The organism is Phenylobacterium sp. (assembly GCF_036502675.1).
GTDB lineage: Bacteria > Pseudomonadota > Alphaproteobacteria > Caulobacterales > Caulobacteraceae > Phenylobacterium.
The window spans coordinates 1-23,576 of record NZ_DASXYF010000058.1; the positions used below are offsets into that span (position 1 = coordinate 1).

Here is a 23,576-nt window from a genome sequence, read left to right on the forward strand (position 1 = left end):
GGCGCGCCGAAGGTCAGCCGCGCCGGCGACCGGCGCCTGGCGGACTTCCGCGACAAGCTGGAGGCGGTGCTCATGGACCTCGCCCACCAGCTGGTCCGCGACGGCGAAGGGGCGACGAAGTTCATCAAGATAATGGTAAGCGGGGCCGAAACCCACGCCTCGGCCCGAAAGATCGCCCGAACCATCGCCGAAAGCCCACTGGTGAAGACCGCCTTCGCCGGCGAGGACGCCAACTGGGGCCGCATCGTCATGGCCGTGGGCCGCGCCGACGAGCCGGTGGACCGCGACCGGCTCTCGATCCGCTTCGGCGACCTCGTGGCCGCCCACGACGGCTTGGTCTCGCCCGCCTACGACGAGGCGAAGATGAGCGCCTACATGAAGCGCCAGGAGCTGGAGATCGGCGTCGACGTCGGCGTCGGCCGCGGCATGGCCACCATGTGGACCTGCGACCTCACCAAGCGCTACATCGAGATCAACGGGGATTACCGAAGCTGATGCGGACGATCTGGCCTGGATCGAGGTGGAGACCGTAGCTGCCTCTCGACCATTGCACTGGCCCAGCTCCTGCATGGCGCCGCCAAGTCCGCGCGCCCGTCGGACAATCGCCGCGAAGTCGAGCAATTCGCCGCCAGGCTCGAGGTGTTGTCCTTCGACCCGGAAGCGGCCGCAGACGCTGGCGACATCGGAGCTGCACTCGAACGGCAGGGGCAGAAGATCGGAGGCTATGATCTGCTGATCGCCGGCCACGCCCGCAGCCGGGGATTGGTCGTCGTTACGGGCAATCTCCGCGAATTCACGCGCGTCGAAGGGCTGCGCTGCGAGAACTGGGAGATCCCTTAGCGGTTCGTCGTCCCACGCCGCGTCAGCCGCCACGACGCCCACACCCCCAGGAGCGCCGGGGGAACCGAGGCTGCGAACACCCACACCGCCACAGCCTCGGCGGTCGGGCGGGTGAAGACGTCGGCGGAGGCGCCGGCCAGGTTGGCCGCAGCCCCGGCCAGCGCCGCGCCGGCGGCGCTGCCGGTCTGGCGCACCGCCACCAGGGACGAGGCGCCCACCGCCCGCTCCGCGTCGGGCAGCAGGGTGAGCATCCGCTGGCTGATGAAGCTCCAGGAGAGGCCGAAGCCCGCGCCCATCAGGGTCGAGGCGGCGATCACCGACCACAGCGGCCCGTCGCGCAGCGCCCAGGCGAGAACCGCGGCGGAGACCGCCACGCAGACCGCCCCCAGCCGCACGCACCTGTCCCGCCAGGGGTCCTGGGCGTTGGCCACCAGCAGCGCGATCAACGTCCAGCCCAGGGCCTCGGCGCCGACCACATAGCCCGCCGCCAACGGCGAAAGTCCGCGCAGGGTCTGCAGCACCGCCGGCCCGTAGATCGAGAGGCCCATGGAGGCCGCCGTGCTCGTGAAGATCGCCGCGAAGCCCGCACCCACCGGCGTGGCCAGCGCGCCGGCCTCGCGGGGGAACAGGCGCACGGGGGAGCGGGCGTCCAGCCGCACGGCGGCCCAGAGGAAGGCCAGCCCCGCCGCGCCCAGGCCGATGGCGGACCCGGCCCCGCCTTTCAGGCCGGAGACGGCCAGCGCCGCCACCCCCGCCGCCAGCAGGCCGAGCTGCGCCAGCGGCACGCCGGCGGCGGATGAGTCCCGGCGCCCGGCCCGCGGCGTCAACCACAGGGCCGCGGCGCTGAACGCCGCCGCCTGGCCTGCGAACATCCAGAACACTCCGCGCCAGCCGCCGGCCGCGGCGAACAGCCCGCCCACCAGCGGCCCCACCAGGGTCGCCAGGCCCCAGATCCCCGAGATGGCCGCGAACACCCTGGGCAGGTGCCGCTCGGGGAACAGCAGGCCCACCGCCACATAGGCGAAGCCGGAGATCCAGCCGGCCCCGATCCCCTGCAGCAGGCGGCCGGCCAGGAACAGGCTGATGTCGGGCGCCCGCGCGCTGAGCGCGCAGCCGGCCGCATAGACCAGGCCCGCCGCGCAGATGGCCGAGCGCAGGCTGAACATCTCCGCGAGCCGACCGGCCGTGGCGCCGGCCAGGATGCAGCCGGTGAAATATCCCGCCGTCGCCCAGCCGAAATAGCCGTAGCCGCCCAGGTCGAGGCCGACGCTGGGCATGATGGTGGCGGTGACCAGGGCGTCGGCCGCGTTCAGCCACACGCCCAGGCAGATCAGGGCAAAGCGCGGCAGCCGGCCCTCGGCCAGCAGGTCACGCCAGCTACGGTCGAGCGTCGCCATTTCCAGCCCCTCTCCACCCGGAATCGGGGGGAGAGGATGGGTGAGGGGGGCCTCTCCGCCGCAATCAGCTCTGGAATCTGGCGTCGTCGACGCCACCGCGCCTTGCGGCGCGGCCCCTCACCCTATCTCTCCCCGCAAGCGGGGCGAGGGGTTCTTCAGCGGTTGGACCACACCCCGGTGCGGGCAGGGCCGTCGCCGCCGCGCTTCGGACCCTTGAAGCCGGCGCCGCGCGCCGCGGGCTTGGCTTGCGCCTGATCGCCGCCGCCCTGCGAGCGCCCCCGCTTGTTGCGGGCGCCGGACTTCGGCGCGCCGTTGCGCGAAGGCTGCGCCGACCGCTCGGGCCGCTCCGGACGCAGGCCCGCCGGCTCCGGCATGGCGGCGGTGGCCGCCCCCAGCGCCTTGTCGTTGCGGCGGTCGAAGGACGGGATGGTCTGGCGCGTCACCTTCTGGATGTCGCGCAGCAGGTTGCGCTCGTCGTCGGCGCAGAACGCCACCGCCGAGCCCTTGGCCCCGGCCCGCGCCGTGCGCCCGATCCGGTGGACGTAGGCCTCCGGCACGTTGGGCAGTTCGTACTGGATCACATGGGTGACGCTGTCGATGTCGATGCCGCGCGCGGCGATGTCGGTGGCCACCAGGGCGCGGACCTGCCCGGCCTTGAACGAGGCCAGCGCCCGCTCACGCTGGCCCTGGCTCTTGTCGCCGTGGATCGAGGCGGCCTCGACGCCGGCCTGCTCCAGCGAGCGGGCCACCCGGTCGGCGCCGCGCTTGGTGCGGGTGAACACCAGCACCCGGCTGAAGCCGGGCTCGTCGAACAGTTCGGTCAGCAGGGCGCGCTTGCGGGCGGTCTCGATGAACAGCACCTGCTGGTTGACGCGCTCGGCGGTCGTGCCCTGCGGCGCGACCGACACCTTCAGCGGGTCGCGCAGCAGCTCGCCGGCCAGCTTGCCGATCTCGTCCGGCATGGTGGCCGAGAAGAACAGGTTCTGCCGCATCTTGGGCAGGTGGGCGACGATCTTGCGGATCGGCACCAGAAAGCCCAGGTCGAGCATCTGGTCGGCTTCGTCCAGCACGAACACCTCGGTCTGGTTCAGGACCGCCATCTTCTCCTGCAGGTGGTCCAGCAGCCGGCCCGGAGTGGCCACCAGCACGTCGATGCCGGCCGCCAGCGCCTTGATCTGCGCGCCATACTTCACGCCGCCGAAGATCACGGTGGTGGTGAGGCCCAGGTGGCGGCCGTAGGTCTTGAAGCTCTCGCCGATCTGCGTCGCCAGCTCGCGGGTCGGGGCCAGCACCAGCACGCGGCAGCCGCGCCGGGGCGCGGGCTTGCGCTCGGCGGCCAGCCTTTGCAGGATCGGCAGGGCGAAGGCCGCGGTCTTGCCGGTGCCGGTCTGCGCCACGCCCAGCAGGTCGCGGGCGGCGAGCACGCCGGGGATGGCCTGGGCCTGGATCGGGGTGGGCGTCTCATAGCCCTCTTCGGCGAGCGCCTTCAGCAGCGCCTTGTCGAGGCCGAGGTCGGAAAATTGGGTCAAGGTTAGTCTTTCGTATAGCGCCGGGCGCGCGAGCGCTCACAGGCGTCTCGCGCGAAGCGACAAAGATTGGGGAAGCGCCCCGCGTGGCCGGGCGACCGGTGGATCTTCAGAGCGCTCGACAGGCAAAGCCTCCTGACAGGAGACCCTCACGCGGCTGGAGCGCCAATAGCGCCGAGTTCGCAGCGCAAGGGGCACATCGCTGTTGTGCGCTGCAATGTCAACCCATTGAGGGGGAATTGGGCGCGGGCGTGGCGGATCGGCCGCAGGCGTTCCGCCGGTTGCATTCGCCGTCCGCAACGGCCATCCACCGCCCATGGCTGATGACAAACCCCTGCTGCTCGTGGCCGCCGCGGCCCTGGTCGACGTCGATGGCCGCGTGCTGATCTGCCAGCGCCCGGAGGGCAAGGCGATGGCCGGCCTCTGGGAGTTCCCCGGCGGCAAGGTGGAGGCCGGCGAGACGCCGGAGGCCTGCCTGATCCGCGAGCTGGAGGAGGAGTTGGGGATCGTCGTCGCCCACGCCTGCCTGGCTCCCTTCGTCTTCGCCAGCCACACCTACGAAAGCTTCCACCTGCTGATGCCGCTCTACCTGGTGCGCCGCTGGACCGGGATGGTCCGCGCCCGCGAGCACAAGGCCCTGGCCTGGGTGAAGCCCGCCGCGCTCTGCGACTACCCGATGCCGCCGGCCGACGAGCCGCTGGTCGCCTGGCTGCGCGACCTGATCTGAGCCGCGATCGCGTGGCGCCAGACGCGGAAGGGGTGCAGATACTGGCCGATCGCGCCCTTTCCCATGTCTTCGGGCACGCCCAGCGGGACGGTGCAGGGACCGGGTACGCGCCAGGTGCCGAACGCCCGGTCGAACACCGAGAACACCGTGGCGAAATTTGCGCCGGAGCCTTCCACGTCGCGGGCGTGGTGCCAGCGGTGGGCCACCGGCGGGTTCATCACCCAGGCCAGCTTGCCGAAGGTCCACGGCAGGTCGGCGTGGACGAAATAGCCGTAGAAGTGGCGCACCATCACCGTCACCGAGACCGCCCAGGCGGGCAGGCCCAGGGCCGCCATCACCATCACGTCCGTCGCCGTGCCGATCCGGTCGACCGGATGCATCCGGCCCAGGCTGAACCAGGTCAGGTGGGTGTCGCTGTGGTGCACCGCGTGCGCCGGCCAGAGCCAGCGGCTGTGCTGCACGCGGTGGCGCCAGTAGCCGATGAAGTCACCCAGGAACACCGCCACGACGCCGGTGACCACGACGCCCAGGCTCGTCCACAGCCCCGGCGGAGTCAGGGTCAGGCTGTGCCCCTGCAGGCCGTTGGCGACGGTCTTTATCGCCAGGCTGATGACCGGGGCCACCGCCAGGCCGTCGACAGCCATGATCACGAAGTTGATCCGGGTCTGGCCCGCCGCCGCCTTCGCGTCGGCCAGGGCGCGCTCGCGCTTGACCACCCAGGCCAGGACGAAGAACCAGACGGCGATCGCTGCAAGCTCCAGCAGGTCCTTGCCAATGCCGATCGCATGCGCCGTCAGGTTCGCCACGTCATCCCTCGCCAGATCGCGCCCCCAAGATGGCGGGGAAGGGCTGTCTTACCCTTAACGCTCCCGTCAGGCTTAAGCCGGACCGTCGTTGTCGCGCGGCAGGGGGGTCTCCGTCACCCCCAGTGCGTCGGCAAGCCGCATCTTCGCCGAGCCCGGCTTCAGCGGCTGCTGCTGGCTTTCGTGCGGCGCCCAGCCGGTGAGCGTGATGATCTCGAACGTGGCGGGGATTCGCCCGTCCGCCTCCCCGAACCGCTCGGCGTAGATTTCGAACGCCCGCGCCAGCACCGCCCGGGTCAGCGCCCGCGGGTGCCGCTCGGCCAGCACGCTGGTCTCGCCCATCTGCCGCAGGTCGGCCAGGAGCTTCAGCGGATGGGCGTAGCGCACCTTCACCCGGTCCACGTCGGCCACCGGCAGGGCGAAGCCGGCCCGCTGCAGCAGGCCTGCGGCGTCGTTGGCGTCGGCGAAGGGCGAGACCCGCTGCCCCGTCCCGCCGGTCAGCTCGTCCTCGGCGGCCATCAGCGACTGGCGCAGTTCCGTCAGCGTCGCGCCCCCCAGGAACGCGCCGACGAACAGGCCGTCCGGCTTCAAGGCCAGCCGGGCCTGGATCAGCGTCCCCACCACGTCGTTGGTCCAATGCAGGCCCAGCGTCGACACCGCCAGGTCCAGCGAGCCGGCCGCGAACGGCAGCCGCTCCTCGTCCAGCACGATGCGAATCCCGCCGCGGCGGGCCAGCATCCGCTCCGACAGGTCCGCCTCCACCAGCAGGCCGATGCGATCCTCGAGCGGGCTCCCCGCCAGGGCGCGGGCGAAGGCCCCGTCCCGCGCGGAAAGCTCGACCGCGACCGGGAAGTCGCGCAGGATCGGCTCCAGGCGCTCGACCATGTCCTGCGCCGCGCGGGCGTGCAGGAAGTCCGCCTTGGCGAAGCCGCGCGCCGCGCGGTCCAGCCGCCGGCGGTGCAGGACGCGGTCGAAGATCAGGGGCGGGACGGTCATGACGCTGCAGGATGACGACTTCCGGCCCTGGTGGAAACCGGGGCCGCGGGCCCGTGCGGCCGCGACCGCCGTCCTCGACCTGGTCTTCCCGCCGCGGGCCCTCGACGGCGCCGTCTCGCAGGCGCCCGGCGGCCTCTCCGCCGAGACCTGGTCGAAGATCGCGTTCCTCGACGGCCCGGTCTGCGACGGCTGCGGCGTCCCCTTCGAATACGGCCTGGGCGTCGGCGTGCGCTGTGCGGCCTGCATGGCCAGGCCGCGGGCCTTCGACCGCGCCCGCGCCGCCTGCCTCTACGACGAGGTCTCCCGCGAGCCGATCCTGAAGCTGAAGCACGCCGACCGGCTGGACCTCGCCCCCCTGCTCGCCCGCTGGATCTCCCGCGCCGCCTGGCCGCTGATCCAGGAGGCCGAGGTGATCGTGCCCGTGCCGCTGCACCGGGGGCGGCTGCTGCGCCGCCGGTTCAACCAGGCCGCGGAACTCGCCCGCCCGCTCGCCCGCCTGACCGGCCTGCGCTATCGCCCCGACGTCATCGTCCGCGCCCGGGCCACCCTCAGCCAGGCCGGCAAGTCCGGCTCCGGCCGCCGGCGCAACGTCGCCGGCGCCTTCGCCGTACCCCCCGCGCGCGCCGTCCAGGTGGCGGGCTTGCGGGTGTTGCTGATCGACGACGTGCTGACCACCGGGGCCACGGCCGAGGGCTGCGCCCGGGCGCTCAAGGCCGCTGGCGCGGCGTGCGTCGATGTCGCAGTGGTTGCAAGGGTTCAAGAAATGGCTTCGCGCGCCATATGAAGGCGTCACGACTCGTAGTCTCGTCAGCAGGCCATGTCCCAGGTCACCATCTACACCAAACCCTACTGCCCCTATTGCGTGCGCGCGCTGGCGCTGCTGGAGGAGAAGGGGGTCGATTTCACGGAGGTCGAAGCCGCCTTCGATCCGGAGAAGCGCCAGGAGATGATGCGCCGGTCCGGGCGGACCACCTTCCCGCAGATCTTCGTGGGCGACCGCCACATCGGCGGCTGCGACGAGATGATGGCCTTGGAACGGGCCGGTGAGCTCGACGAGCTGTTGACCGCGGACGCTTGATCCCAGGCCCCGTTCCCGCGAAAGGGAGGGTGTGATGGCTGCGAACGATCCCACGACCCTGCGTGTCGGCCTGATCCAGGCCCGGACGCCGGCGACCCAGGCCGCGGCCCTGGCCCACGTCCTGCCCCTGGTGCGCCAGGCGGCCGAGGGCGGCGCGCGCCTGATCGCCACGCCGGAGGGAACCAACCTCCTGCAGCGGCGCAAGGCCGATCTTCTGCCGCAGCTCACTGCCCTGCAGGACGACCCCGTCGTCCTCGGCCTGCGCGAGGCCGCCCGCGCCCACGGCGTCTGGATCCTAGTGGGCTCGGCCCTGGTCCGGCGGGAGGACGGCAAGGCCGCCAACCGCTCGGCCCTGATCGCGCCCGACGGGTCCCTCACGGCCACCTACGACAAGCTGCACATGTTCGACGTCGACCTGCCGAACGGCGAGCGCGCGCGCGAGTCCGAGACCTACGAGCCCGGCGACCGCGCAGTGACCGCCGAAGCGGCCGGGGCGACGCTCGGCCTGACCATCTGCTACGACATCCGCTTCCCGGCCCTCTACCGCGCGCTCGCCCTGGCCGGCGCCCAGGTGCTCACCGTGCCCGCCGCCTTCACCCGCCCGACCGGCGAGGCGCACTGGGAGGTCCTGCTGCGCGCCCGGGCCATCGAGACCGGCGCCTTCGTGCTGGCCCCCGCCCAGGGCGGGATGCACGAGGACGGCCGCGGCACCTGGGGCCGCACCCTGGCCGTCGCCCCCTGGGGCGAGGTGCTGGGCAAGCTCGACCACGACGAGCCGGGCGTCCTCGTGGCCGACCTCGACCTCTCGGCGGTGGACAAGGCGCGCAACGCGGTGCCGAACCTGCGCAACGCCCAGCCCTTCCAGGCGCCCCGGACCGTGCAGGCCCCATGATCAAGTACGCGCTCGCCTGCGACCTGGGCCACGAATTCGAGGGCTGGTTCGGCTCCTCGCTGGATTTCGACGACCAGGTCGCCCGGGGGCTGCTGCAGTGCCCGGTCTGCAACTCGCAGGCGGTGCGCAAGCAGATCATGGCCCCCGCCGTCGCCGGCACGAAGAAGCGCGGCGCCCCCGAGCCCGCCATGCGCCAGCTGATGATGGAGGCCATGGGCAAGATGCGCCGGCACGTGGAGGATAACTTCGACGACGTGGGCGACAGCTTCGCCACGGAGGCCCGCGCCATCCACGAGGGCAAGGCCGAGGAGCGCGGCATCTACGGCCAGGCGACCCCGGCGGAGGTTAAGTCCCTGGTGGCCGACGGCGTGCCGGTGGCGCCCCTGCCGCCCGCGCCGCCCAAGAAGACCGAGCTCAATTGAGGCCGAGCCGGGGCTGCGGTTCGCATCGGCGCCGCTTCGTGATATTTCGTCGCTGACACCGAAACCGGGAGACGATGGCGTGCGGCTTACCTTCAGTCTGGCTGCGCTCTTTGGCGCGGCGCTGGCCGCCGCGCCACCACCCGCAGCGGACGCCCAGCCGGCCGGACGTCCGCTCCGGGTGGTGGCGGAGGCGGTCTCCTCCATCGGCGGCCTGCATCCCCGCTTCGTCATCGACGCGGTCGTCACCCCCGGGGACAGCGCCTTCCACAGCGACGTCCGGGGCTGGTTCGCCGCCCTGCCGCCGGGCGCCGGCTCCGATACCATCGAAGGCGCCTGCGTCGAGGCCCAGTGCGCGCTGTCCGGCAGCCTCGCCGTCGGCAAGATGGCGCTCAGCGCCGACCTGGCCGGCGACGGTCCCCCCGCCGCGGGACGGCTGATCCTCAGCGACGACGACGGGCGCAAGATCGGCGAAAGCGCCATGCGCCTGACTCCGGTCACCGGGCCGATCCCCGGCCTGGGCGAACTGGCCGCCCCGGACGCCGTGGGCGCGGTCGAGCTCGCCGACATCCTGATGTGGAACGGCTCGCCCCCCGGCTTCAGCAACGGCGACGACGGCCCGGTGAGCTGGCTGCAGCGCCAGGCGCTCGCCGAATGGCAGGCCTCCCACGCCCACCCGGCCAACGGCCTGGTGCTCACGGCCGACCTCGTCGAGCTGCGCCGCCAGGCCGACAAGGCCAAGGCCGCCGCCGGCTGGGCGGCCATGGGCGATCCGGCGCGCGGCTGGACGGCGGGCTATCCGGCGGCTCTGCTGCCCAGGGCCGTCCCGGCGGGGCTCGGCGAGAAGCGCTTCACCAGCGCCGACGGCCAGGCCGTGCTGGCGGTCTCCGTCGGCCCGCCGCTGAGCGGCCCAGCCTTCGATGCCTTCGTCGAGGGCCAGGTCGCCGACCGGCCGGGCGTCGAGAACCGCAGCTACACGCGGGTGAACGGCGACATGGAGATCACCTACGAGGAAAAGGGGCAGGTGGTCTCCGCCGCCTACCACAACCGGACGGGCGGTTTCGCGCGCGTGGAGTTCACCCATCCGGTCGCCCGCAAGCAGGCCTTCGCGGCCTTCGACACCATCCTGCCCCGCAGCCTCCGCGTCACCGACACGCTGTCGCCGGGGTGACGGACGACAGGGCGGTGCTCAGGCGTTGGCCGCCAGCACCCGCTGCAGGAACGGGACGTAGTCCTCCAGCTTCGGGCAGAACACCCCGGGCTCGACGCGGATCGTGGTCACGCCCGCCCGTGCATAGGCCTCGGTCTGCGCCAGGGTGGCCTCCAGGTCCGGCCGCCCGTCCGCGCCCGCCGCGATCCGGTAGGAGGCCCGCACCTGCAGCTTGCCGGGATCGCGGCCCCTGGCGGTCATGGCCTGCCTGATCGTCTCGATCGGCGCCGCCAGCAGCTCCGGGTCCCGCTCCATCGGCAGCCATCCGTCGCCCAGCTCGGCCAGCCGCTCCAGGTTGCGGCCCGAGGGCGCGACCCCGAACCAGATCGGCGTCGCCGCCCCCTGCGCCGGATAGGGCAGGCCGTAGGTCCGCTCGAAGTTGACGTGTTTGCCCGTGAACTGCGCCGGCGCCTGGGTCCACAGCGTCTTGCAGGCCCGCACCTGCTCCTCCAGCAGGCCGAAGCGGTTCTCGAAGGGCACGCCGCAGGCCTCGTACTCCTCCTTCTGCCAGCCCACCCCCACGCCGATGTCCACCCGGCCGTGCGAGAGGACGTCCAGGGTGGCGACCTGCTTGGCCAGCACCGCGGCCGGGCGCAGCGGCGCGATGATGATCCCGGTCGCCAGGCGGATCTGCTTGGTCACCGCGGCGAAGGTCGCCAGCTGCACCATCGGTTCCAGCCACGGCATGTCGCTCGTGCCGGGGAAGGGACCGTAGGGATAGGCGGAGAGGTTCTCGCCCATGGTCACATGGTCCACCACGCTCACCTGGTGCACGCCCAGCCGGTCGGCGACGCCCACCAGTTCCGCGAGGCCGGCGAAGTCCCCGCCGAACCACTTCTCCAGACCGAGGACGCTGATGCAGACCTTCATGCGGTATCCCTTCGGCCTCTGTGGCCTTGCTTCGATCTTGGCGGCGGCGCCCCGCTGCGCCACCCCTATTTGGGCTCAGGCCGTCGCTTTCAGCCGGCGCAGGAACGCCCCCTTGTCGAACTTGCCGGTGGCGGTGCGGGGCAGGGGCTCGGTGGTCAGGCGCATCGCGCGGGGGACCTTGTAGATCGCCAGCCGGGTCTTCGCATAGGCCTTCAGCTCCTCCTCCCCGAAGGCCACCCCCGGCTCGGTCACCACCGTGGCCACTAGCCGCTCGCCCAGCCTGGGGTCCGGCTCGCCGTAGGCCATCACCTCGCGCACCCCCTCGTGGTCGGACAGCACCCGCTCCACCTCGGCGCAGTAGATGTTCTCGCCGCCGGAGATCACCATGTTGTTCTTGCGGTCGACGATCGAGAACAAGCCGTCCGCGTCCACCATGCCGATGTCGCCGGTGGCCTGCCAGCCGTCCTGCAGCGCCGCGGCGGTGGCCTCGGCGTCGCCGTAGTAGCCGGTCATGACGTTGGCCGCGCGCACCCACAGCTCGCCGGCCTCGCCCACGTCGGCGTCGGAACCGTCGTCGCGGCGCACCCGCACGTCCACCGTCGGCACGGCCCAGCCGCAGGCGGCCGGGTTGTCAAAATAGGGCTTGCCGCTGATCGAGGCGACCCAGCCGGCGTTCTCCGTCTGGCCGTAGGTGTTGGAGAGCAGACAGTCCGGCATCCGCGCCCGGATCTCTTCCACCAGGGCCGGGTTCAGCAAGGCCGAGCCGCTCGCGAGGTAGTAGACCGAGCCGATGTTCGCAGGCCCCGCCCGCGGCGAGCGCAGCATGTCCCACAGCATGGTGGGCACGAACCCCAGGCGCGACAAGCCCTCCGTCTCGATCATGTCGAAGGCCACGTCGACGTTCCACTTGCCGATGATGAACACCGTGGCCCCGTAGCTCATCGCCCGCAGCGTAGGCGTGACGCCGCCCAGGTGGAACATCGGCCCCAGCACCACCGCGGGCGAACTCATCGAGCGGCGCGCCGCGGGGATCGGCCGGCCCACCTCCGCCTCGAAGCGCATGTCCTGCAGCGTCCCCATCAAGCCCGCCAGCATCGAGGCGTGGGAGACGGCCCCGTGGCTCAGGAGCGCGCCCTTGGGAAAGCCCGTCGTGCCGGAGGTGAACAGCACGAGGGCCTCGTCGTCCGGATGCGTCTCCAGCGGCTCCAGCGTCCGGCCGGGGACCGCCGTGGAGAGTTCGGCGAAGTCGGCGTCGCCCGGGCGGAGGTCGGCGGCCGGCGCGCCGATCAGGATCCGCGGAAAGGGCGGGTCGGGCTCGGCCGCGGCGATCAGCGCCGCCCGCGGGGCGTCGGCGATCATCAGCTCGCAGTCGGTGGCCCTGATCGCCCGCAGCATCTCCTCGGCGACCCCCCGGCTGTTGACCAGCACCGCCACCCCGCCGGCCGCGGTGACGGCGATCAGGCTCAGCACCCACTCCGCGCGGTTGGCCATCACCACGGCCACCATGGTCCCCCGCCTGACGCCGTAGCGCTGGTGCAGCGCCTCGGAGAGCGAGGCGGCCCGGGCGAAGGCCTCGTCATAGGTGAGCGTCACGCTGTCGTGGACGATCATCCGGTTGGGGCCGAAGGTCATCGCCTTGCGGTAGATTCCCGCCAGGTTCCGCGGCCGGCCCTTGAACACCTGCCGCCGGCGCCCGAAGACCTCGACCTCCTCGATCTCATAGGGCTTGCCGGGTCCGATCAGGCGTTCGACCAAGGGATCGCGGACATTGCCGTTCACGGGGGCGTCCTCCCTGCAGCAGCGTCCGGCGCGCCGTGGCGTTTTTTATAGAGGCCCCGCCGGGCGGAGCCAATGCCCGCCATGGGCGATCCGCTTACAGCCCCTTACGGAATAAGCCCTTTCCGGGGTTGTAAACAGCACTTCGGAGCTTAGAGAAAATTGTGAGAAATCAGTGGGTGGGTGGCGTTCGAGTGTTGTGAGCGTTAACAGGCGAATGGCTTGCAGGGGCGTCGCGGCGCATGGGGCTGCGTCCCGAACCCGGCCCGCGGGCGCCCGGAGAGGGTAGCTCAAACGGCGCCGTGCGGCAAGAACGCAATGAGAACATACGGCCGTTTCCGATCCCCCGGTAGGGGGAAGGGAGCCGGTTTCACCCCGCTCCGTAGACGGGCTTGGCCGGTTCGCGTTTGGCGAGGATGCGGCGCACCGCAGCGCCGATCTCGGTGGTCGGCCAGCGGCCGCCGCGGTCCTCGTGCGGGCTGTCGGTCCAGCCCTGGGAGACCGAGAGGTCGCCGCCCAGCAACTCGAACACCTGGCCGGTGACGTCGCGCGACTCCTCGCTGCACAGCCATGCCACCAGGGGGGCGGTGTTGGCCGGGTCGAAGGCGTCGAACGCGTCGGCCGCGACGTTCATCCGCTCGCCGAAGGCGTCCTGGGTCATCCGGGTGCGGGCGTTGGGGGCCAGGGCGTTGGCGGTGACGCCGTAGCGGCCGAGCTCGGCGGCCTGCACCAGGGTGAGCGAGGCGATGCCGCCCTTGGCCGCGGAATAGGCGCTCTGGCCCACCGAGCCCTGCAGGCCGGCGCCGGAGCTGGTGTTGACGATGCGGGCGTCGACCGGCTTGCCCTGCTTTTGCTGGTCGCGCCAGTACTTGGCCGCCCAGTGGGCGGCGCAGAAGTGGCCGCGCAGGTGGACGCGGATCACCGCGTCCCATTCTTCCGGCGTGCAGGAGACGAACATGCGGTCGCGCACGAAGCCGGCGTTGTTCACCACGGCGTGCAGGTCGCCGTACTTTTCCAGCACCTGCTGGATCAGGCCGTGCATGGCGTCGAAGTCGGCCACGTCGCCGGTGTTGGCCATCGCCTCGCCGCCCAGGGCCTTGATCTCGGCGACCACCTGCTCGGCGGCGCCCATGGCCTCGCCGCTCTCGCCGTGCAGGCCGACGCCCAGGTCGTTGACCACCACCTTGGCGCCCTCCGCCGCCAGGCCCAGCGCATAGGCCCGGCCGAGGCCGGCTCCGGCCCCGGTGACGATCACCACCCGTCCGTCGCAAACGCCGCTCATCTGAAGTTCCTCGTCAAATCCGGTTCATGGCGGGCGCGGCCCGCGGGAAGGTGTGCCGCGGTCCCAGCGGGGCCCCATAGGCGCGTTCGGCCACCCGGGCCCGGTGGAAGGCCTCGTCGCCCCAGGCGCCGGTCAGCGCCAGGGCCCGCTTCAGATAGAAGTGCACGTCGACTTCCCAGGAATAGCCCATGGCCCCGTGCACCTGGATGGCAGTGCGGGCGGCGAGGCTGGCCGCGGAGAGCGCCGCCAGCTTGGCGTGGGAGACCCGGGCGCGGGAAAAGATGTCCTGCTGGCTGATCTGGGCCGCGGCGGCGTGGACCACCGGCCGGGCGAAGACGATGGCCGTCTGGCAGGTGGCCAGATGGTGCTTGATCGCCTGGTTGGCGCCGATCGGCTTGCCGAACTGGTGGCGCTCCTTGGCGTAGTCGGCGGCCATCTCCACCGTCCGCTGCGCCAGGCCCAGCCCCTGGGCGGCGGCGAACAGGGCGGCGCGGTCGAAGGCCAGCGCCAGGTGCGGCGCAGCCTCCGCCGGCGTGGCCAGGCGGGTGGCGGCCGAGGCGTCGAAGGCCGCGGTGAACAGCCGGCGGAACGGGTCGATGCTCTCGTGGCGGGTCAGCCGGGCCGCGCCAGGCTCCACCAGGTGCAGGCCGTCCTCGCGGGCGATGAGCAGCACGCCCGCCGCATCGGCGTCGGCGACGAACGGGTTGGCCGGATGGCTGACGGCGACGGTCGCCTCGCCGTTCACCACCCGCTCCAGCCACGGCGCGGCGCGCGCGTCCCCGGCGAACGCCGCCAGCAGGGGGGCGCCGACGCCGGCGTTTTCCACCAGCGGCTCGGGCAGGGCGGCGTGGCCGCAGGCCTCGGCCATCAGCACGAGGTCGGGTTCGGACAGGCCCAGCCCGCCCAGGTCTTCGGCCACCATCAGGCCGGAGAGGCCGAGGCCGGCCAGCGCCTGCCAGCGCCTGGCGTCGCGCGCCTCGCCGGAGGCCATCAGCCGCCGGAGGTCCGCGCCGGTGCACAGGTCGGCCAGGGCGGCGCGCACCGACTCCGCGGCCATGAGCTGTTCCTCGCTGAAGGCGAAGTCCATGGCCTTAACCTTTCGGCAGGCCGAGCACCCGCTCGGCCACGATGTTGCGCTGGATTTCGTTGGCCCCGGCGTAGATCGGCCCCGCCAGCGAGAACAGGAAGCCGTCCAGCCAGTCGTCGGCCTCGCCGTGGGCGACGAGCTCGGCCCGCGCCCCCAGGATCGACATGGCCGCCCGGTGCAGGGCCAGGTCCAGCTCCGACCAGAAGATCTTGTTGCAGCTGGTCTCCGCGCCGATCTTGCCGCCCCGGATCAAGTCGGAGGCGGTGGCGTAGATGGACAAAGCATAGGCCTCGGCGTCCATCACCGCCTGCAGCACGGCCGCTTCCTGGGTCGCGTCCAGCTTGCGGCCGGCCGCAAGCTTCGCCAGCCGCGCGGCGGCGGCCTGAAACCGTCCCGGGCTGCGCAGCATCAGGCCGCGCTCGAAGCCTGCGGTGGACATGCAGACGCTCCAGCCCTGGCCCTCGTCGCCCAGGCGGTGGGCGACCTCGGCGCGCGCGCCGTCGAGGAAGATCTCGGCGAAGCCCGGCAGGCCGTTGATCTGCGGGATCGGGCGGACCTTGACGCCTTCGGAGCGCAGGTTGAACAGGATCAGCGACAGGCCCTTGTGCCGCTCGCTGGCCGGATCGGTGCGGAAAAGGCCGAACGCCCAGTCGGCGAACACCGCCCGCGACGACCAGATCTTGTGGCCGCGAAGCACATAGGCGTCGCCCTCGCGGGTGGCCGTCGAGCGCACCGCCGCCAGGTCGGAGCCGGCCTGCGGCTCGGACCAGGCCTGAGCCCAGACCTCCTCGCTGGAGGCCATCTTCGGCAGGAAGCGCGCCTTCTGCTCGGGCGTGCCGTATTCCATCATGGTCGGCGCCAGCAGGAAGACGCCGTTCTGGTTGGCCCGCTCCGGCGCTCCGGCCGCCCAGTATTCCTCCTCGAAGATCAGCCAGCGGATCAGGTCGAGGCCGCGCCCGCCGTAGGCTTCCGGCCAGGTCACCGCCGACCAGCGGCCGGCGTGGAGCTGCGCCTCCCAGGCCCGGTGCGCCGCGAAGCCCTCGGTGGTGGCCAGCTGCGGCAGAGGCTCAGCCGGGACGTGCGCCTCCAGCCAGGCGCGCACCTCGGCGCGGAACGCGTCCTGTTCGGGCGTGTAGGCGAGATCCATCAGAACTTCGCCGCCTTGCCCTTGTCGTGGACGAAGGCGTCGCGGGAGGCCTGGCTGTCCGGATGCATGTACATCTCCAGGGTGAAGCCCTGCTCGAACCGGTAGCCCTGGTCGACGTCGCGCGCCTCCAGGCCGTTCAGCGCCTGCTTGGCCAGCACCAGCGCCGGACGGCTCTTGCCGGCGATGACCGCGCAAAAGGCCCGCGCCTCCTCCACGAGGGCGTCGCGCGGCACCACCTTCTCGACGGCGCCCAGGCGGAAGGCCTCCTCTGCGGAAATCCGGCCGCCGGTGAAGAAGGCCGCGCGCACCTTGTGTAGCGGCAGCATGCGCGACAGGTGCGACGCCCCGCCCATGGCGCCGCGGTCGATCTCCGGCAGGGAGAAGAAAGCCTCCTCCGAGGCGAAGATGGTGTCGGAGGCGCCGCAGATGCCGATGCCGCCGCCGATGATGAAGCCGTGCGGTGCGGTCACCACCGGCACCGGGCAGTCACGGACGGCCTTGAAGGTCAGGTAGTTGCCGCGGTTCAGCTCGACGATCCGTTCCGGGTGCGCCTGCATCTCCTTGATGTCGACGCCGCCGCAGAAGCCGCGGCCCTCGGCGCGGATCAGCACGCAGCGCACGTCCTCGCGCGAGCCCGCCTCGGTGATCAGCCCCGGGAGCTGGTTCCACAGCACGCTGTCGAAGGCGTTCACCGGCGGGTGGGCGAACACCACCTCGGCGATGCGGTCCTTGACCTCGACGTTGATCGGCATGGGAGGTTCCTTAAATCTAGGCGAGTGCGGCCTGGCCGACGCCCAGGGCCGCCAGGCGCGCGCGCGCCTCGGCCATGATGCGGTCGACCAGTTCGGCGCAGGAGGGCAGGTCGGTGATGCGGCCGCCGACCTGACCGGAGGCCATCAGGCCGCCGTCGACGTCGCCCTCGACCACCGCCTTTTGGATCAGCATCGGGGCGCTGGCGGCCATCATCGCCTGGGGCAGGCTCATGCCGCCTTCCTTGGCCATGCCCTGGGCGGCCTGGAACAGCTCGCCGATGGAGGCCCCGCTGGCCTTCTGCATCTGCAGTCCGGCCCAGATCGCGCGGCGCCAGCGGCCGAGGGCGCCGTCGCGTTCGATCTCGTCGACCAGCTTGTTGCGGATCATCCGCTGCGGAATGTTGTCGACCTTGGTGGAGACCTGGATCTGGTCCGGCGTCGCCTTCAGGTAGCGGGCCTTGACGGCCTCCGGCACGGGGCTTTCCCTGGTCAGCAGGAAGCGGGTGCCCATGGCGACGCCTACCGCCCCGTAGGCCAGCGCCGCGGCCAGGCCGCGCCCGTCGGCGAAGCCGCCGCCGGCGACCACCGGGATCTTCACCGCATCCAGCACCTGCGGCAGCAGGACGGTGGTGGCCACCGCCCCGGTGTGCCCGCCGCCTTCACCGCCCTGGACGGTGACCATGTCGACGCCCAGCTCGGCCATCTTCTGGGCGTGCTTCACCGCGCCCACCGTGGGGATGCAGACGATGCCGGCGTCCTTCAGCCGGCCGATCATCTTGGCGTCCGGCCCGCGCCCGAAGCTCACCGCCTTGATCTTCTCGGCGATGATGATCTCGATGATCTCCGCCGCGCCCGGCTGGAAGCTGTGGAAGTTGACGCCGAACGGCCGGTCGGTGGCGGCCTTGACGGTACGGATCGCCTCGGTCAGCTCGGCGGGCGTCATCACCGCCCCGGCCAGGAAGCCCAGGGCGCCGGCCTCGCAGGAGGCGATCACCAGCGGGGGCTTGGCCACCCAGCCCATGGCGGTCTGGATGATCGGGTAGCGGCAGCCCATCCGGTCGCACAGCACGGTCTTGAGGATGTCGGTCATCAGGCGGTCATTTCTCTCCGGCGGCGGCCTTGTTGGCGGCGGCCATGGCCTTGCCGTCGAGGCCGGCGATGCTGTCGCCCGTGGTCAGGTCGTTCTGGGCGTGGGCGAAGTGGTGCATGTGGTACACCGCGTCCATCGCCGTGCGCTTGCCGCGCAGGTCCTCGACGTGGTTCACCGCCTGCTTGGTCAGGGCCAGGCCCAGGCGGGGCATCTGGGCGATCTTGGCGGCGATCGAGCGCACGCCGTCCTCCAGCTCGTCGCGCGGGAACACCCGGTTGACCATGCCCAGCTCATAAGCCCGCGCCACGGGAAGGCGCTCGCCCATGAACAGGAATTCCTTGGCGACCCGCGGGTGCAGCTCGAAGGCGTGGGCGAAGTACTCGACGCCGGGGATGCCCATCCGCACCACCGGGTCCTGGAAGAAGGCGTCGTCGCTGGCGACGATCAGGTCGCACACCCAGGCCAGCATCAGGCCGCCGGCGATGCAGCCGCCCTGCACCATGGCGATGGTCGGCTTGGGGATCTCCCGCCAGCGGCGGCACATGCCGAGGTAGACCTCCTGCTCGCGGACATAGAGCAGCTCGGCGGCCGGCTTGTTGACGTGGTCGTACCAGAGGAGCTTGCGCTCGAAGGTGGTCTTGTGGTCGCGGCCGGGGGTGCCGATGTCGTGGCCGGCGGAGAAGTGCTTGCCGGTGGCGCGCAGCACGATGACCTTCACCGCGTCGTCGTCCACCGCCCGGCGGAAGGCGTCGTCCAGCGCATAGGTCATCTGGCTGTTCTGGACGTTGTTGAACGCCGGGCGCGACATGGTCACCCAGGCGACGCCGTCGGCGGCCTCGTAGAGCACCGGCGTCTCGGTCTCGTAGACCGGGTTCTGGGGTTCGGGGTCGATGAGGTCCATGGCTTCCTCGACTGGGCTTTCCGCGTTCAGGCCGCTGCGCGCACGCCGGGGGGATCGCCCTTGAACACCGTGGCGCGCATTCCGTGCGGGTCCAGCTTCTCACGGATCAGCTTCAGTTGCTCGGGGTTCGGCGCCGGGGTCACGCCGACGTCCGGCGCGCGCTCCAGCGGGAAGCCGGTGGCCGCCTGCACTTCGTCGAAGGTCACGCCGGGATGCAGCGACACCACGCGGATCGCATTGTCCTTTCCGCCGAAGTCCATCACCGCCAGGTTCGAGATGATCCGGCGCAGGTCGAGGAACTTCGGCTTCACCCCGCCGGGCCAGCGGGCCGGGTTGTAGCCGACGCTGCAGACGTAATCGACCTCGGCCACGAAGGCGCGGGTGTCATGCGAGGGCATGAAGTAGCTGTTGGCGTGGTTGATCGAGTTGCCGGGGAACCCCCGCACGCCCAGCAGCGCCGCCTTCGGCTTGCCGCGGTCGCCGATGGTGGAGATGTTGGTCTGGCCGAAACGGTCGATCTGCACCGGAGCCACCAGGGCGTGGCGCTTGCCGCCGTAGATGTTGTCGAAGGTGCGGGCGTAGGACATCCAGCCCTCCACCTTCAGCCGGTAGTCGCCGCGCGGGCCCACCGGGACCGGCTCGTCCAGCAGGGAGCACTCGGCGTCGGTCATCATGATCGCCGGGTTGACGGCCAGCTTGGCCAGGCCCGCGCCCAGGCGCGGGACGACGGTGATGCCGGTGGCCAGGGTCTCGCCGTCATTGCGCCAGATCTCGGCGCAGGCGACGACGCAGAGCTCGGCCAGGGTGTAGTCGGTCATGGCGGCGGCCCTTTCAGTAGATCGGCGCTGGCAGGGCCGAGAGGCGCGCGCCCCCGCCCACGGCGTCCAGGTAAGCGGCCGGATCGACCTCGACGAAGCGCTTGCGGTAGTCGCCCCAGGCCTCCGGCGTGGTTGCGGCCGCGTAGGTCTTCAGATGGTCCATGTCGATGCCGTAGTCCGGCGTGGCCCCGGTGGGGTGGGCGCCGAACGGCGCATGGATCACGCCGGTGACCACGCTGCGCTCGAAGGGGTTGAAGCGGGCGTTGGCCGGCAGGTCCAGCTCGGCGGTGGCCACCAGCTTCTCGGTGGAGACGTAGACCTCGTCCGCCGCCCGGGCCAGCAGGTCGTCGAAGAACGGGTCGGGGCTGAGCACCAGCGTGTTGCCCAGCTTGTCGGCGCGATGGACGTGCAGGATCGCCGCATCGACGCGGATCGCCGGCGCGGCCAGCAGCTCCTCGCCGTCCTCGTAGGGAGAGCGGATGGTCTTCATGCCGGTCTCGGCCGGCACATCGGTGCCCAGGCCGACGCGGGTGGGCAGGAAGGGCAGGCGCATGGCGCCGGCGCGCAGCGACCACTGCGCCAGGCCCTCGTCCAGCTCGCGCACCTCGAAGGCGCCCGACTGGCGGCCGGCCCGGAAGTGCGGGTCCAGCGGCAGGTGGTCCAGCGAGACGAAGGCGAACAGCAGCTTGCGGATCTTGCCCGAAGCCGCCAGCAGCCCCACGTCCGGCCCGCCGTACGGCGCCACCAGCGTCAGGTCCTTCAGGTTGGACCGGGCGATGGCCCGCACCAGGCTCATCGGCTTGCGGCGCGTGGCCCAGCCGCCGACCCCCAGCGTCATGCCGTCGCGCAGGCGGCCCACGAAGGCCTCTTCCGACAGTTCCTTGTTCAGCATCTCGTCGCCACCCTGGTATGGATCGCCAGCCCGTACGGCGCTCGGTGCGGCGTCGCCGGTCCTTTCGCCCGCAGCCCCTGAAATCGAAACCACCATATGGTGGCCGCTCAGGCCAGCAGCGCGACGCTGGTCAGGATCAGCCGCACCAGTTCCGTCTGGCGGCTCACGCCGACCTTGGCGAAGATCTTCTTCGCATAGCTGCGCACCGTGTTCTCGGTGACGTCGAGCTTGGCCGCCGCCTCGGTGAGCGTCAGGCCGTTGGAGAGCAGGGTGGCCAGCAGGGCCTCGGTGGGCGTCAGGCCGAACAGCCGGGCCACGAACCGCTCCGGCGCCAGGTTCTGGTGGGCGGAATCGCCGATGTAGACGATCACCTGCGGGCTGAAGTCGCTGGCGAACGGGTCGGTCGCCGAGGCCGCCCGCACCAGCACCCCCAGGCTGGCGCCCTCGGCGCTGCTGACGCTGATGGCGTCCACGAAGGTTTCGGGCGAGCGCTTCTCCCGGTGCTCGATCGCCTGGCGGATCAGGCGGCCCAGCTGGGCGGTCTCGTCGCTGCGGGCCAGCGTCAGCTTGCCGCCGGTCACCGACACGCCGCTGCCCCCGCGCAGGATGGCGCGGCCCACGCTGTTGGTGTCGATCACCCGGCCGGCGCCGTCGAGGATGAAGGCGCCGATGGTCAGCCGGTCCAGCGTCTCCTCGAAGATCCGCTTCTCGGTCTCGTCGCGCTTCAGCCGGGCGTAGAGCTCCAGCGCCGACTGCAGGTGGGGCAGGAACGAGAGGAAGAAGGCCTTCTCCGCGTCGCCGAACGGGGCGTGGCCGTCCAGGTTCATCAGGCCGACGTTGCACTTCCAGCCGCTCGGCTCGGAGAAGAACATGCCGATCTGGTGGCGGATGCCGTAGGGCCGGATGACCTTCTTGTAGAATTCGGTCTCGGTGTAGGCCCCCCAGGGGGTCACCTCGTCCAGGGTGAAGACGTCGCCGGGCTTGACCAGCGCGCGGGCCAGCGGGTCGAGGTGCGCCAGCCGGGCGTTCTCCACCGCGATCCGGCGGCTGGCCGCCTCGTCGATGGCGACGCCGGCGTTGGTCAGGAACAGCGGCGCCGCCCCCAGGCGCCCGGGACGCACCATGATGGCGGCGAAGTCGCCGTCGGTCCGCTCGCGCAGCGCCTTCAGGAACGACTTCCAGGGACTGACCTCCAGCGGGCCGCGGTAGATCAGGCCGATGAGCTCGTCGACGGGGGCGACCGGCCGCAGCGGGCCGCGCGGCGCGGCCGCCGGTCCCTGATTTCGCCTCGGCGCGAGCGACGTTTCCATTCCCTCCGGTCCTTCGCCGCATCGCGGCCCGCGGCGGCTGGCGCCGCCGCTGAACCACATATGTATCAGCAATTCGCGGGAGCAACCTGAAAAGGCCGTCCTTGCCGGCGTTCCGGACCGGCGCCGGGGGCCTAGCCTTCGCGGCGCAGGACGAACTTCTCCACCTTGCCCGCCGCGTTGGTGGGCAGGGCGGAGCGGAACTCGACGGCGCGGGGGACCTTGTAGTTGGCCATCCGCTCGCGGCACCAGGCGACCAGCTCCGCCTCGGCGAGCGCCGCGCCCCGCCGCAGCACGACGAAGGCCTTGCCCACCTCGCCCATGCGCGCGTCCGGCACGCCCACCACCGCCGCCTGGGCGATGGCCGGGTGGAACTGCAGGGCGTTCTCCACCTCCGCCGGATAGACGTTGAAGCCGCCGACGATGAACATGTCCTTCTTGCGGTCGGTGATCCGGACATTGCCGTGGGGGTCGATGGCGCCGATGTCGCCGGTGGCCAGCCAGCCGTCGGGGCCCAACACCGCCCGCGTCGCCTCCGGGTCCTCGAAGTAGCCCTTCATGACATTGAAGCCGCGGACCATGATCTCGCCCGTCTCGCCCCGCGGCAGCTCGGCCCCGTCCGCGTCCGCGATCTTCACCTCCACCCCCTCGATGGGCGCCCCGGAGGACAGGGAGATGGTCTCGTCGTCGTCGTCCGGCCTGCACATGCTGACCACCCCGCAGGTTTCGGAGAGGCCGTAGGCGGTCATCACCACGTCGATGGACAGGTCGCGGCGCATGCGCTCGATCAGCTCCACCGGCACCATCGCCGCTCCGGTGATCGCCACCCGCAGCGAGGAGAGGTCGGTCGAGGGCAGGCGCGGGGAGGCCAGCAGGGCGTGGTAGAGCGTCGGCGGCCCCGGCATCACGCTGGCCCGCTCGCCTTCGATGCGCGCCAGCACCGCGTCGGCGTCGAACACCGCATGCGGCAGGATCAACGCGCCGCGCATCAGCGCCGACAGCCAGCCCGCCTTGTAGCCCAGGGTGTGGAAGAACGGATTGACGATCAGGTAGCGGTCCTGCGGCGTCAGCGTCAGGCCGCGGGAATAGATGGCGTAGGTGGCCAGGTTCTGGGCGTGGGTGGTCATCACCCCCTTGGGCCGGCCGGTGGTGCCGGAGGTGAAGATCAGGTCCAGCAGGTGGTCGCCGGTCAGCGCGTCCAGCCGCGTCTGCAGCGCCGCCTCGGGGACGGCCTCGCCGTGGCGCAGGACGTCGCCCGCGAAGGCGCCGTTTCCCCTGCCGGTCAGCAGCAGGCGATGGCGCAGCTCCGGCAGGTCCTCGCCGGCGATCATGCCCAGGTAGTCGAGGCCCAGGAAGTCCTTCACCGTCAGCAGCACCGAGGCGCCGCTGCGCCGCAGGATGTCGCCGGCCTCGGCCCCTTTCAGCCGGGTGCTCACCGGCACCAGCACGCCGCCGACCGCCTGCAGCCCCAGCGCCGCCACGATCCAGGCCAGGCTGTTGGGCGCCCAGATCGCCGCGCGATCGCCCGGCTCGACGCCCAGCGCCATGAAGCCCCTCGCCGCCGCCCGCATGGCCTGGACCAGCTGCGGGTAGGTCAGGACCTCGCCGTCTTCGCCCACCATGGCGGGCCGGTCGCCGAACCGCACGGCCGAGGCCGCCACCATGGCCGGAATCGTCGCGGGCTGTGGGTCGTCGCGCGTCACCTGGCTTGTCCTCCCTGAACGTCCGGCCGCATCATGCGGATCAGGCGCCGCCGCGCCGCCCCC

Annotated in this window: 24 protein-coding genes; 8 read left to right on the forward strand and 16 right to left on the reverse strand. The window is 71.6% G+C overall.

Translation table 11 applies throughout. From position 1 onward, the window contains the following. Both VGL30_RS06800 and VGL30_RS06805 read left to right on the forward strand, forming a co-directional pair. Nucleotides 1-495 (forward strand): bifunctional ornithine acetyltransferase/N-acetylglutamate synthase (locus VGL30_RS06800; protein WP_331538142.1); only part of this gene is annotated, 495 nt, incomplete at its 5' end. 15 nt (nt 496-510) lie between these two features. Then, entirely contained in the window at nt 511-840 is a 330-nt protein-coding gene (locus VGL30_RS06805; RefSeq protein ID WP_331538238.1) for a PIN domain-containing protein, read from the forward strand. Here the strand turns inward: VGL30_RS06805 and VGL30_RS06810 are convergent. Continuing rightward, on the reverse strand, nt 837-2,237 hold the full coding sequence (locus VGL30_RS06810) for an MFS transporter (protein ID WP_331538144.1): 1,401 nt from the start codon (nt 2,235-2,237) through the stop codon (nt 837-839). The genes VGL30_RS06805 and VGL30_RS06810 overlap by 4 nt on opposite strands. A gap of 155 nt (nt 2,238-2,392) precedes the next feature. After that, on the reverse strand, nt 2,393-3,766 hold the full coding sequence (locus VGL30_RS06815) for a DEAD/DEAH box helicase (RefSeq protein WP_331538146.1): 1,374 nt from the start codon (nt 3,764-3,766) through the stop codon (nt 2,393-2,395). 313 nt (nt 3,767-4,079) lie between these two features. Here VGL30_RS06815 and mutT point away from each other — a divergent pair, with 313 nt between their 5' ends. Beyond that, entirely contained in the window at nt 4,080-4,490 is a 411-nt protein-coding gene (mutT, locus tag VGL30_RS06820; protein WP_331538148.1) for an 8-oxo-dGTP diphosphatase MutT, read from the forward strand. On the opposite strand, the gene VGL30_RS06825 is transcribed toward mutT, so the two are convergent. Together VGL30_RS06825 and VGL30_RS06830 are read right to left on the reverse strand one after the other, a co-directional pair. Further along, complete coding sequence (locus VGL30_RS06825) at nt 4,433-5,296, reverse strand: sterol desaturase family protein (protein ID WP_331538150.1); 864 nt, start codon at nt 5,294-5,296, stop codon at nt 4,433-4,435. The two genes, mutT and VGL30_RS06825, sit on opposite strands and share 58 nt — an antisense overlap. Before the next feature lie 72 nt (nt 5,297-5,368). Then, nucleotides 5,369-6,289 (reverse strand): methyltransferase domain-containing protein, encoded by a 921-nt coding sequence (locus VGL30_RS06830; protein ID WP_331538152.1) that lies wholly within the window; start codon nt 6,287-6,289, stop codon nt 5,369-5,371. Here VGL30_RS06830 and VGL30_RS06835 point away from each other — a divergent pair. The 5 genes from VGL30_RS06835 to VGL30_RS06855 all read left to right on the forward strand — a co-directional run bounded on the left by VGL30_RS06835 (nt 6,288) and on the right by VGL30_RS06855 (nt 9,849). Further along, the gene (locus VGL30_RS06835; RefSeq protein ID WP_331538154.1) at nt 6,288-7,073 is read left to right on the forward strand and encodes a ComF family protein; all 786 of its coding nucleotides are present in this window, start codon (nt 6,288-6,290) and stop codon (nt 7,071-7,073) included. The two genes, VGL30_RS06830 and VGL30_RS06835, sit on opposite strands and share 2 nt — an antisense overlap. Before the next feature lie 33 nt (nt 7,074-7,106). Further along, nucleotides 7,107-7,367 carry a glutaredoxin 3 gene (gene grxC, locus VGL30_RS06840; RefSeq protein ID WP_331538156.1) on the forward strand — a complete coding sequence of 87 codons (261 nt, stop codon included), beginning with the start codon at nt 7,107-7,109 and terminating at the stop codon, nt 7,365-7,367. 34 nt (nt 7,368-7,401) lie between these two features. Further along, nucleotides 7,402-8,259, forward strand: coding sequence for a carbon-nitrogen hydrolase family protein (locus VGL30_RS06845; protein WP_331538158.1), 858 nt, complete (start codon nt 7,402-7,404; stop codon nt 8,257-8,259). Next, on the forward strand, nt 8,256-8,681 hold the full coding sequence (locus tag VGL30_RS06850) for a DUF1178 family protein (RefSeq protein ID WP_331538160.1): 426 nt from the start codon (nt 8,256-8,258) through the stop codon (nt 8,679-8,681). Before VGL30_RS06845 ends, VGL30_RS06850 begins: the two co-directional genes overlap by 4 nt. Nucleotides 8,682-8,760: 79 nt before the next feature. Continuing rightward, complete coding sequence (locus VGL30_RS06855) at nt 8,761-9,849, forward strand: hypothetical protein (protein ID WP_331538162.1); 1,089 nt, start codon at nt 8,761-8,763, stop codon at nt 9,847-9,849. An 18-nt stretch (nt 9,850-9,867) separates the two neighbouring features. Here the strand turns inward: VGL30_RS06855 and VGL30_RS06860 are convergent, their stop codons facing one another. The 12 genes from VGL30_RS06860 to VGL30_RS06915 all read right to left on the reverse strand — a co-directional run bounded on the left by VGL30_RS06860 (nt 9,868) and on the right by VGL30_RS06915 (nt 23,513). Next, nucleotides 9,868-10,758, reverse strand: coding sequence for a TIGR03619 family F420-dependent LLM class oxidoreductase (locus VGL30_RS06860; protein WP_331538164.1), 891 nt, complete (start codon nt 10,756-10,758; stop codon nt 9,868-9,870). A 75-nt stretch (nt 10,759-10,833) separates the two neighbouring features. After that, a complete protein-coding gene (locus VGL30_RS06865; protein ID WP_331538166.1) occupies nt 10,834-12,537 on the reverse strand; it encodes a class I adenylate-forming enzyme family protein in 1,704 nt (567 codons plus the stop codon). A 367-nt stretch (nt 12,538-12,904) separates the two neighbouring features. Beyond that, a complete protein-coding gene (locus VGL30_RS06870; RefSeq protein WP_331538168.1) occupies nt 12,905-13,816 on the reverse strand; it encodes an SDR family oxidoreductase in 912 nt (303 codons plus the stop codon). A gap of 13 nt (nt 13,817-13,829) precedes the next feature. Continuing rightward, on the reverse strand, nt 13,830-14,903 hold the full coding sequence (locus tag VGL30_RS06875) for an acyl-CoA dehydrogenase family protein (RefSeq protein WP_331538170.1): 1,074 nt from the start codon (nt 14,901-14,903) through the stop codon (nt 13,830-13,832). A gap of 4 nt (nt 14,904-14,907) precedes the next feature. Next, nucleotides 14,908-16,050: an acyl-CoA dehydrogenase family protein gene (locus VGL30_RS06880; RefSeq protein WP_331538172.1), complete on the reverse strand. Its 1,143-nt coding sequence runs from the start codon at nt 16,048-16,050 to the stop codon at nt 14,908-14,910. Beyond that, entirely contained in the window at nt 16,050-16,802 is a 753-nt protein-coding gene (locus tag VGL30_RS06885) for an enoyl-CoA hydratase family protein (RefSeq protein ID WP_331538174.1), read from the reverse strand. The genes VGL30_RS06880 and VGL30_RS06885 overlap by 1 nt, the downstream gene beginning before the upstream one ends. A gap of 16 nt (nt 16,803-16,818) precedes the next feature. Beyond that, nucleotides 16,819-17,892, reverse strand: coding sequence for a nitronate monooxygenase (locus VGL30_RS06890; protein WP_331538177.1), 1,074 nt, complete (start codon nt 17,890-17,892; stop codon nt 16,819-16,821). Nucleotides 17,893-17,899: 7 nt separating this feature from the next. Continuing rightward, the gene (locus tag VGL30_RS06895) at nt 17,900-18,793 is read right to left on the reverse strand and encodes an enoyl-CoA hydratase (RefSeq protein ID WP_331538179.1); all 894 of its coding nucleotides are present in this window, start codon (nt 18,791-18,793) and stop codon (nt 17,900-17,902) included. 26 nt (nt 18,794-18,819) lie between these two features. Continuing rightward, nucleotides 18,820-19,611, reverse strand: coding sequence for a hypothetical protein (locus tag VGL30_RS06900; RefSeq protein ID WP_331538181.1), 792 nt, complete (start codon nt 19,609-19,611; stop codon nt 18,820-18,822). A gap of 13 nt (nt 19,612-19,624) precedes the next feature. Then, a complete protein-coding gene (locus VGL30_RS06905) occupies nt 19,625-20,503 on the reverse strand; it encodes a CoA transferase subunit A (RefSeq protein ID WP_331538183.1) in 879 nt (292 codons plus the stop codon). 107 nt (nt 20,504-20,610) lie between these two features. Continuing rightward, nucleotides 20,611-21,813 (reverse strand): helix-turn-helix transcriptional regulator, encoded by a 1,203-nt coding sequence (locus VGL30_RS06910; RefSeq protein ID WP_331538185.1) that lies wholly within the window; start codon nt 21,811-21,813, stop codon nt 20,611-20,613. 131 nt (nt 21,814-21,944) lie between these two features. Then, nucleotides 21,945-23,513 carry a FadD3 family acyl-CoA ligase gene (locus tag VGL30_RS06915; protein WP_331538187.1) on the reverse strand — a complete coding sequence of 523 codons (1,569 nt, stop codon included), beginning with the start codon at nt 23,511-23,513 and terminating at the stop codon, nt 21,945-21,947. Nucleotides 23,514-23,576: the final 63 nt, after the last annotated feature.

Coding starts and splice junctions, on each gene's coding strand:
- VGL30_RS06810 (WP_331538144.1), bottom strand. CDS start 2,237: ATGGCGACGCTCGACCGTAGCTGGCGTGACCTGCTGGCCGAGGGCCGG.
- mutT (WP_331538148.1), top strand. CDS start 4,080: ATGGCTGATGACAAACCCCTGCTGCTCGTGGCCGCCGCGGCCCTGGTC.
- VGL30_RS06835 (WP_331538154.1), top strand. CDS start 6,288: ATGACGCTGCAGGATGACGACTTCCGGCCCTGGTGGAAACCGGGGCCG.
- VGL30_RS06830 (WP_331538152.1), bottom strand. CDS start 6,289: ATGACCGTCCCGCCCCTGATCTTCGACCGCGTCCTGCACCGCCGGCGG.
- grxC (WP_331538156.1), top strand. CDS start 7,107: ATGTCCCAGGTCACCATCTACACCAAACCCTACTGCCCCTATTGCGTG.
- VGL30_RS06845 (WP_331538158.1), top strand. CDS start 7,402: ATGGCTGCGAACGATCCCACGACCCTGCGTGTCGGCCTGATCCAGGCC.
- VGL30_RS06850 (WP_331538160.1), top strand. CDS start 8,256: ATGATCAAGTACGCGCTCGCCTGCGACCTGGGCCACGAATTCGAGGGC.
- VGL30_RS06860 (WP_331538164.1), bottom strand. CDS start 10,758: ATGAAGGTCTGCATCAGCGTCCTCGGTCTGGAGAAGTGGTTCGGCGGG.
- VGL30_RS06870 (WP_331538168.1), bottom strand. CDS start 13,816: ATGAGCGGCGTTTGCGACGGACGGGTGGTGATCGTCACCGGGGCCGGA.
- VGL30_RS06875 (WP_331538170.1), bottom strand. CDS start 14,903: ATGGACTTCGCCTTCAGCGAGGAACAGCTCATGGCCGCGGAGTCGGTG.
- VGL30_RS06880 (WP_331538172.1), bottom strand. CDS start 16,050: ATGGATCTCGCCTACACGCCCGAACAGGACGCGTTCCGCGCCGAGGTG.
- VGL30_RS06885 (WP_331538174.1), bottom strand. CDS start 16,802: ATGCCGATCAACGTCGAGGTCAAGGACCGCATCGCCGAGGTGGTGTTC.
- VGL30_RS06890 (WP_331538177.1), bottom strand. CDS start 17,892: ATGACCGACATCCTCAAGACCGTGCTGTGCGACCGGATGGGCTGCCGC.
- VGL30_RS06895 (WP_331538179.1), bottom strand. CDS start 18,793: ATGGACCTCATCGACCCCGAACCCCAGAACCCGGTCTACGAGACCGAG.
- VGL30_RS06900 (WP_331538181.1), bottom strand. CDS start 19,611: ATGACCGACTACACCCTGGCCGAGCTCTGCGTCGTCGCCTGCGCCGAG.
- VGL30_RS06905 (WP_331538183.1), bottom strand. CDS start 20,503: ATGCTGAACAAGGAACTGTCGGAAGAGGCCTTCGTGGGCCGCCTGCGC.
- VGL30_RS06910 (WP_331538185.1), bottom strand. CDS start 21,813: ATGGAAACGTCGCTCGCGCCGAGGCGAAATCAGGGACCGGCGGCCGCG.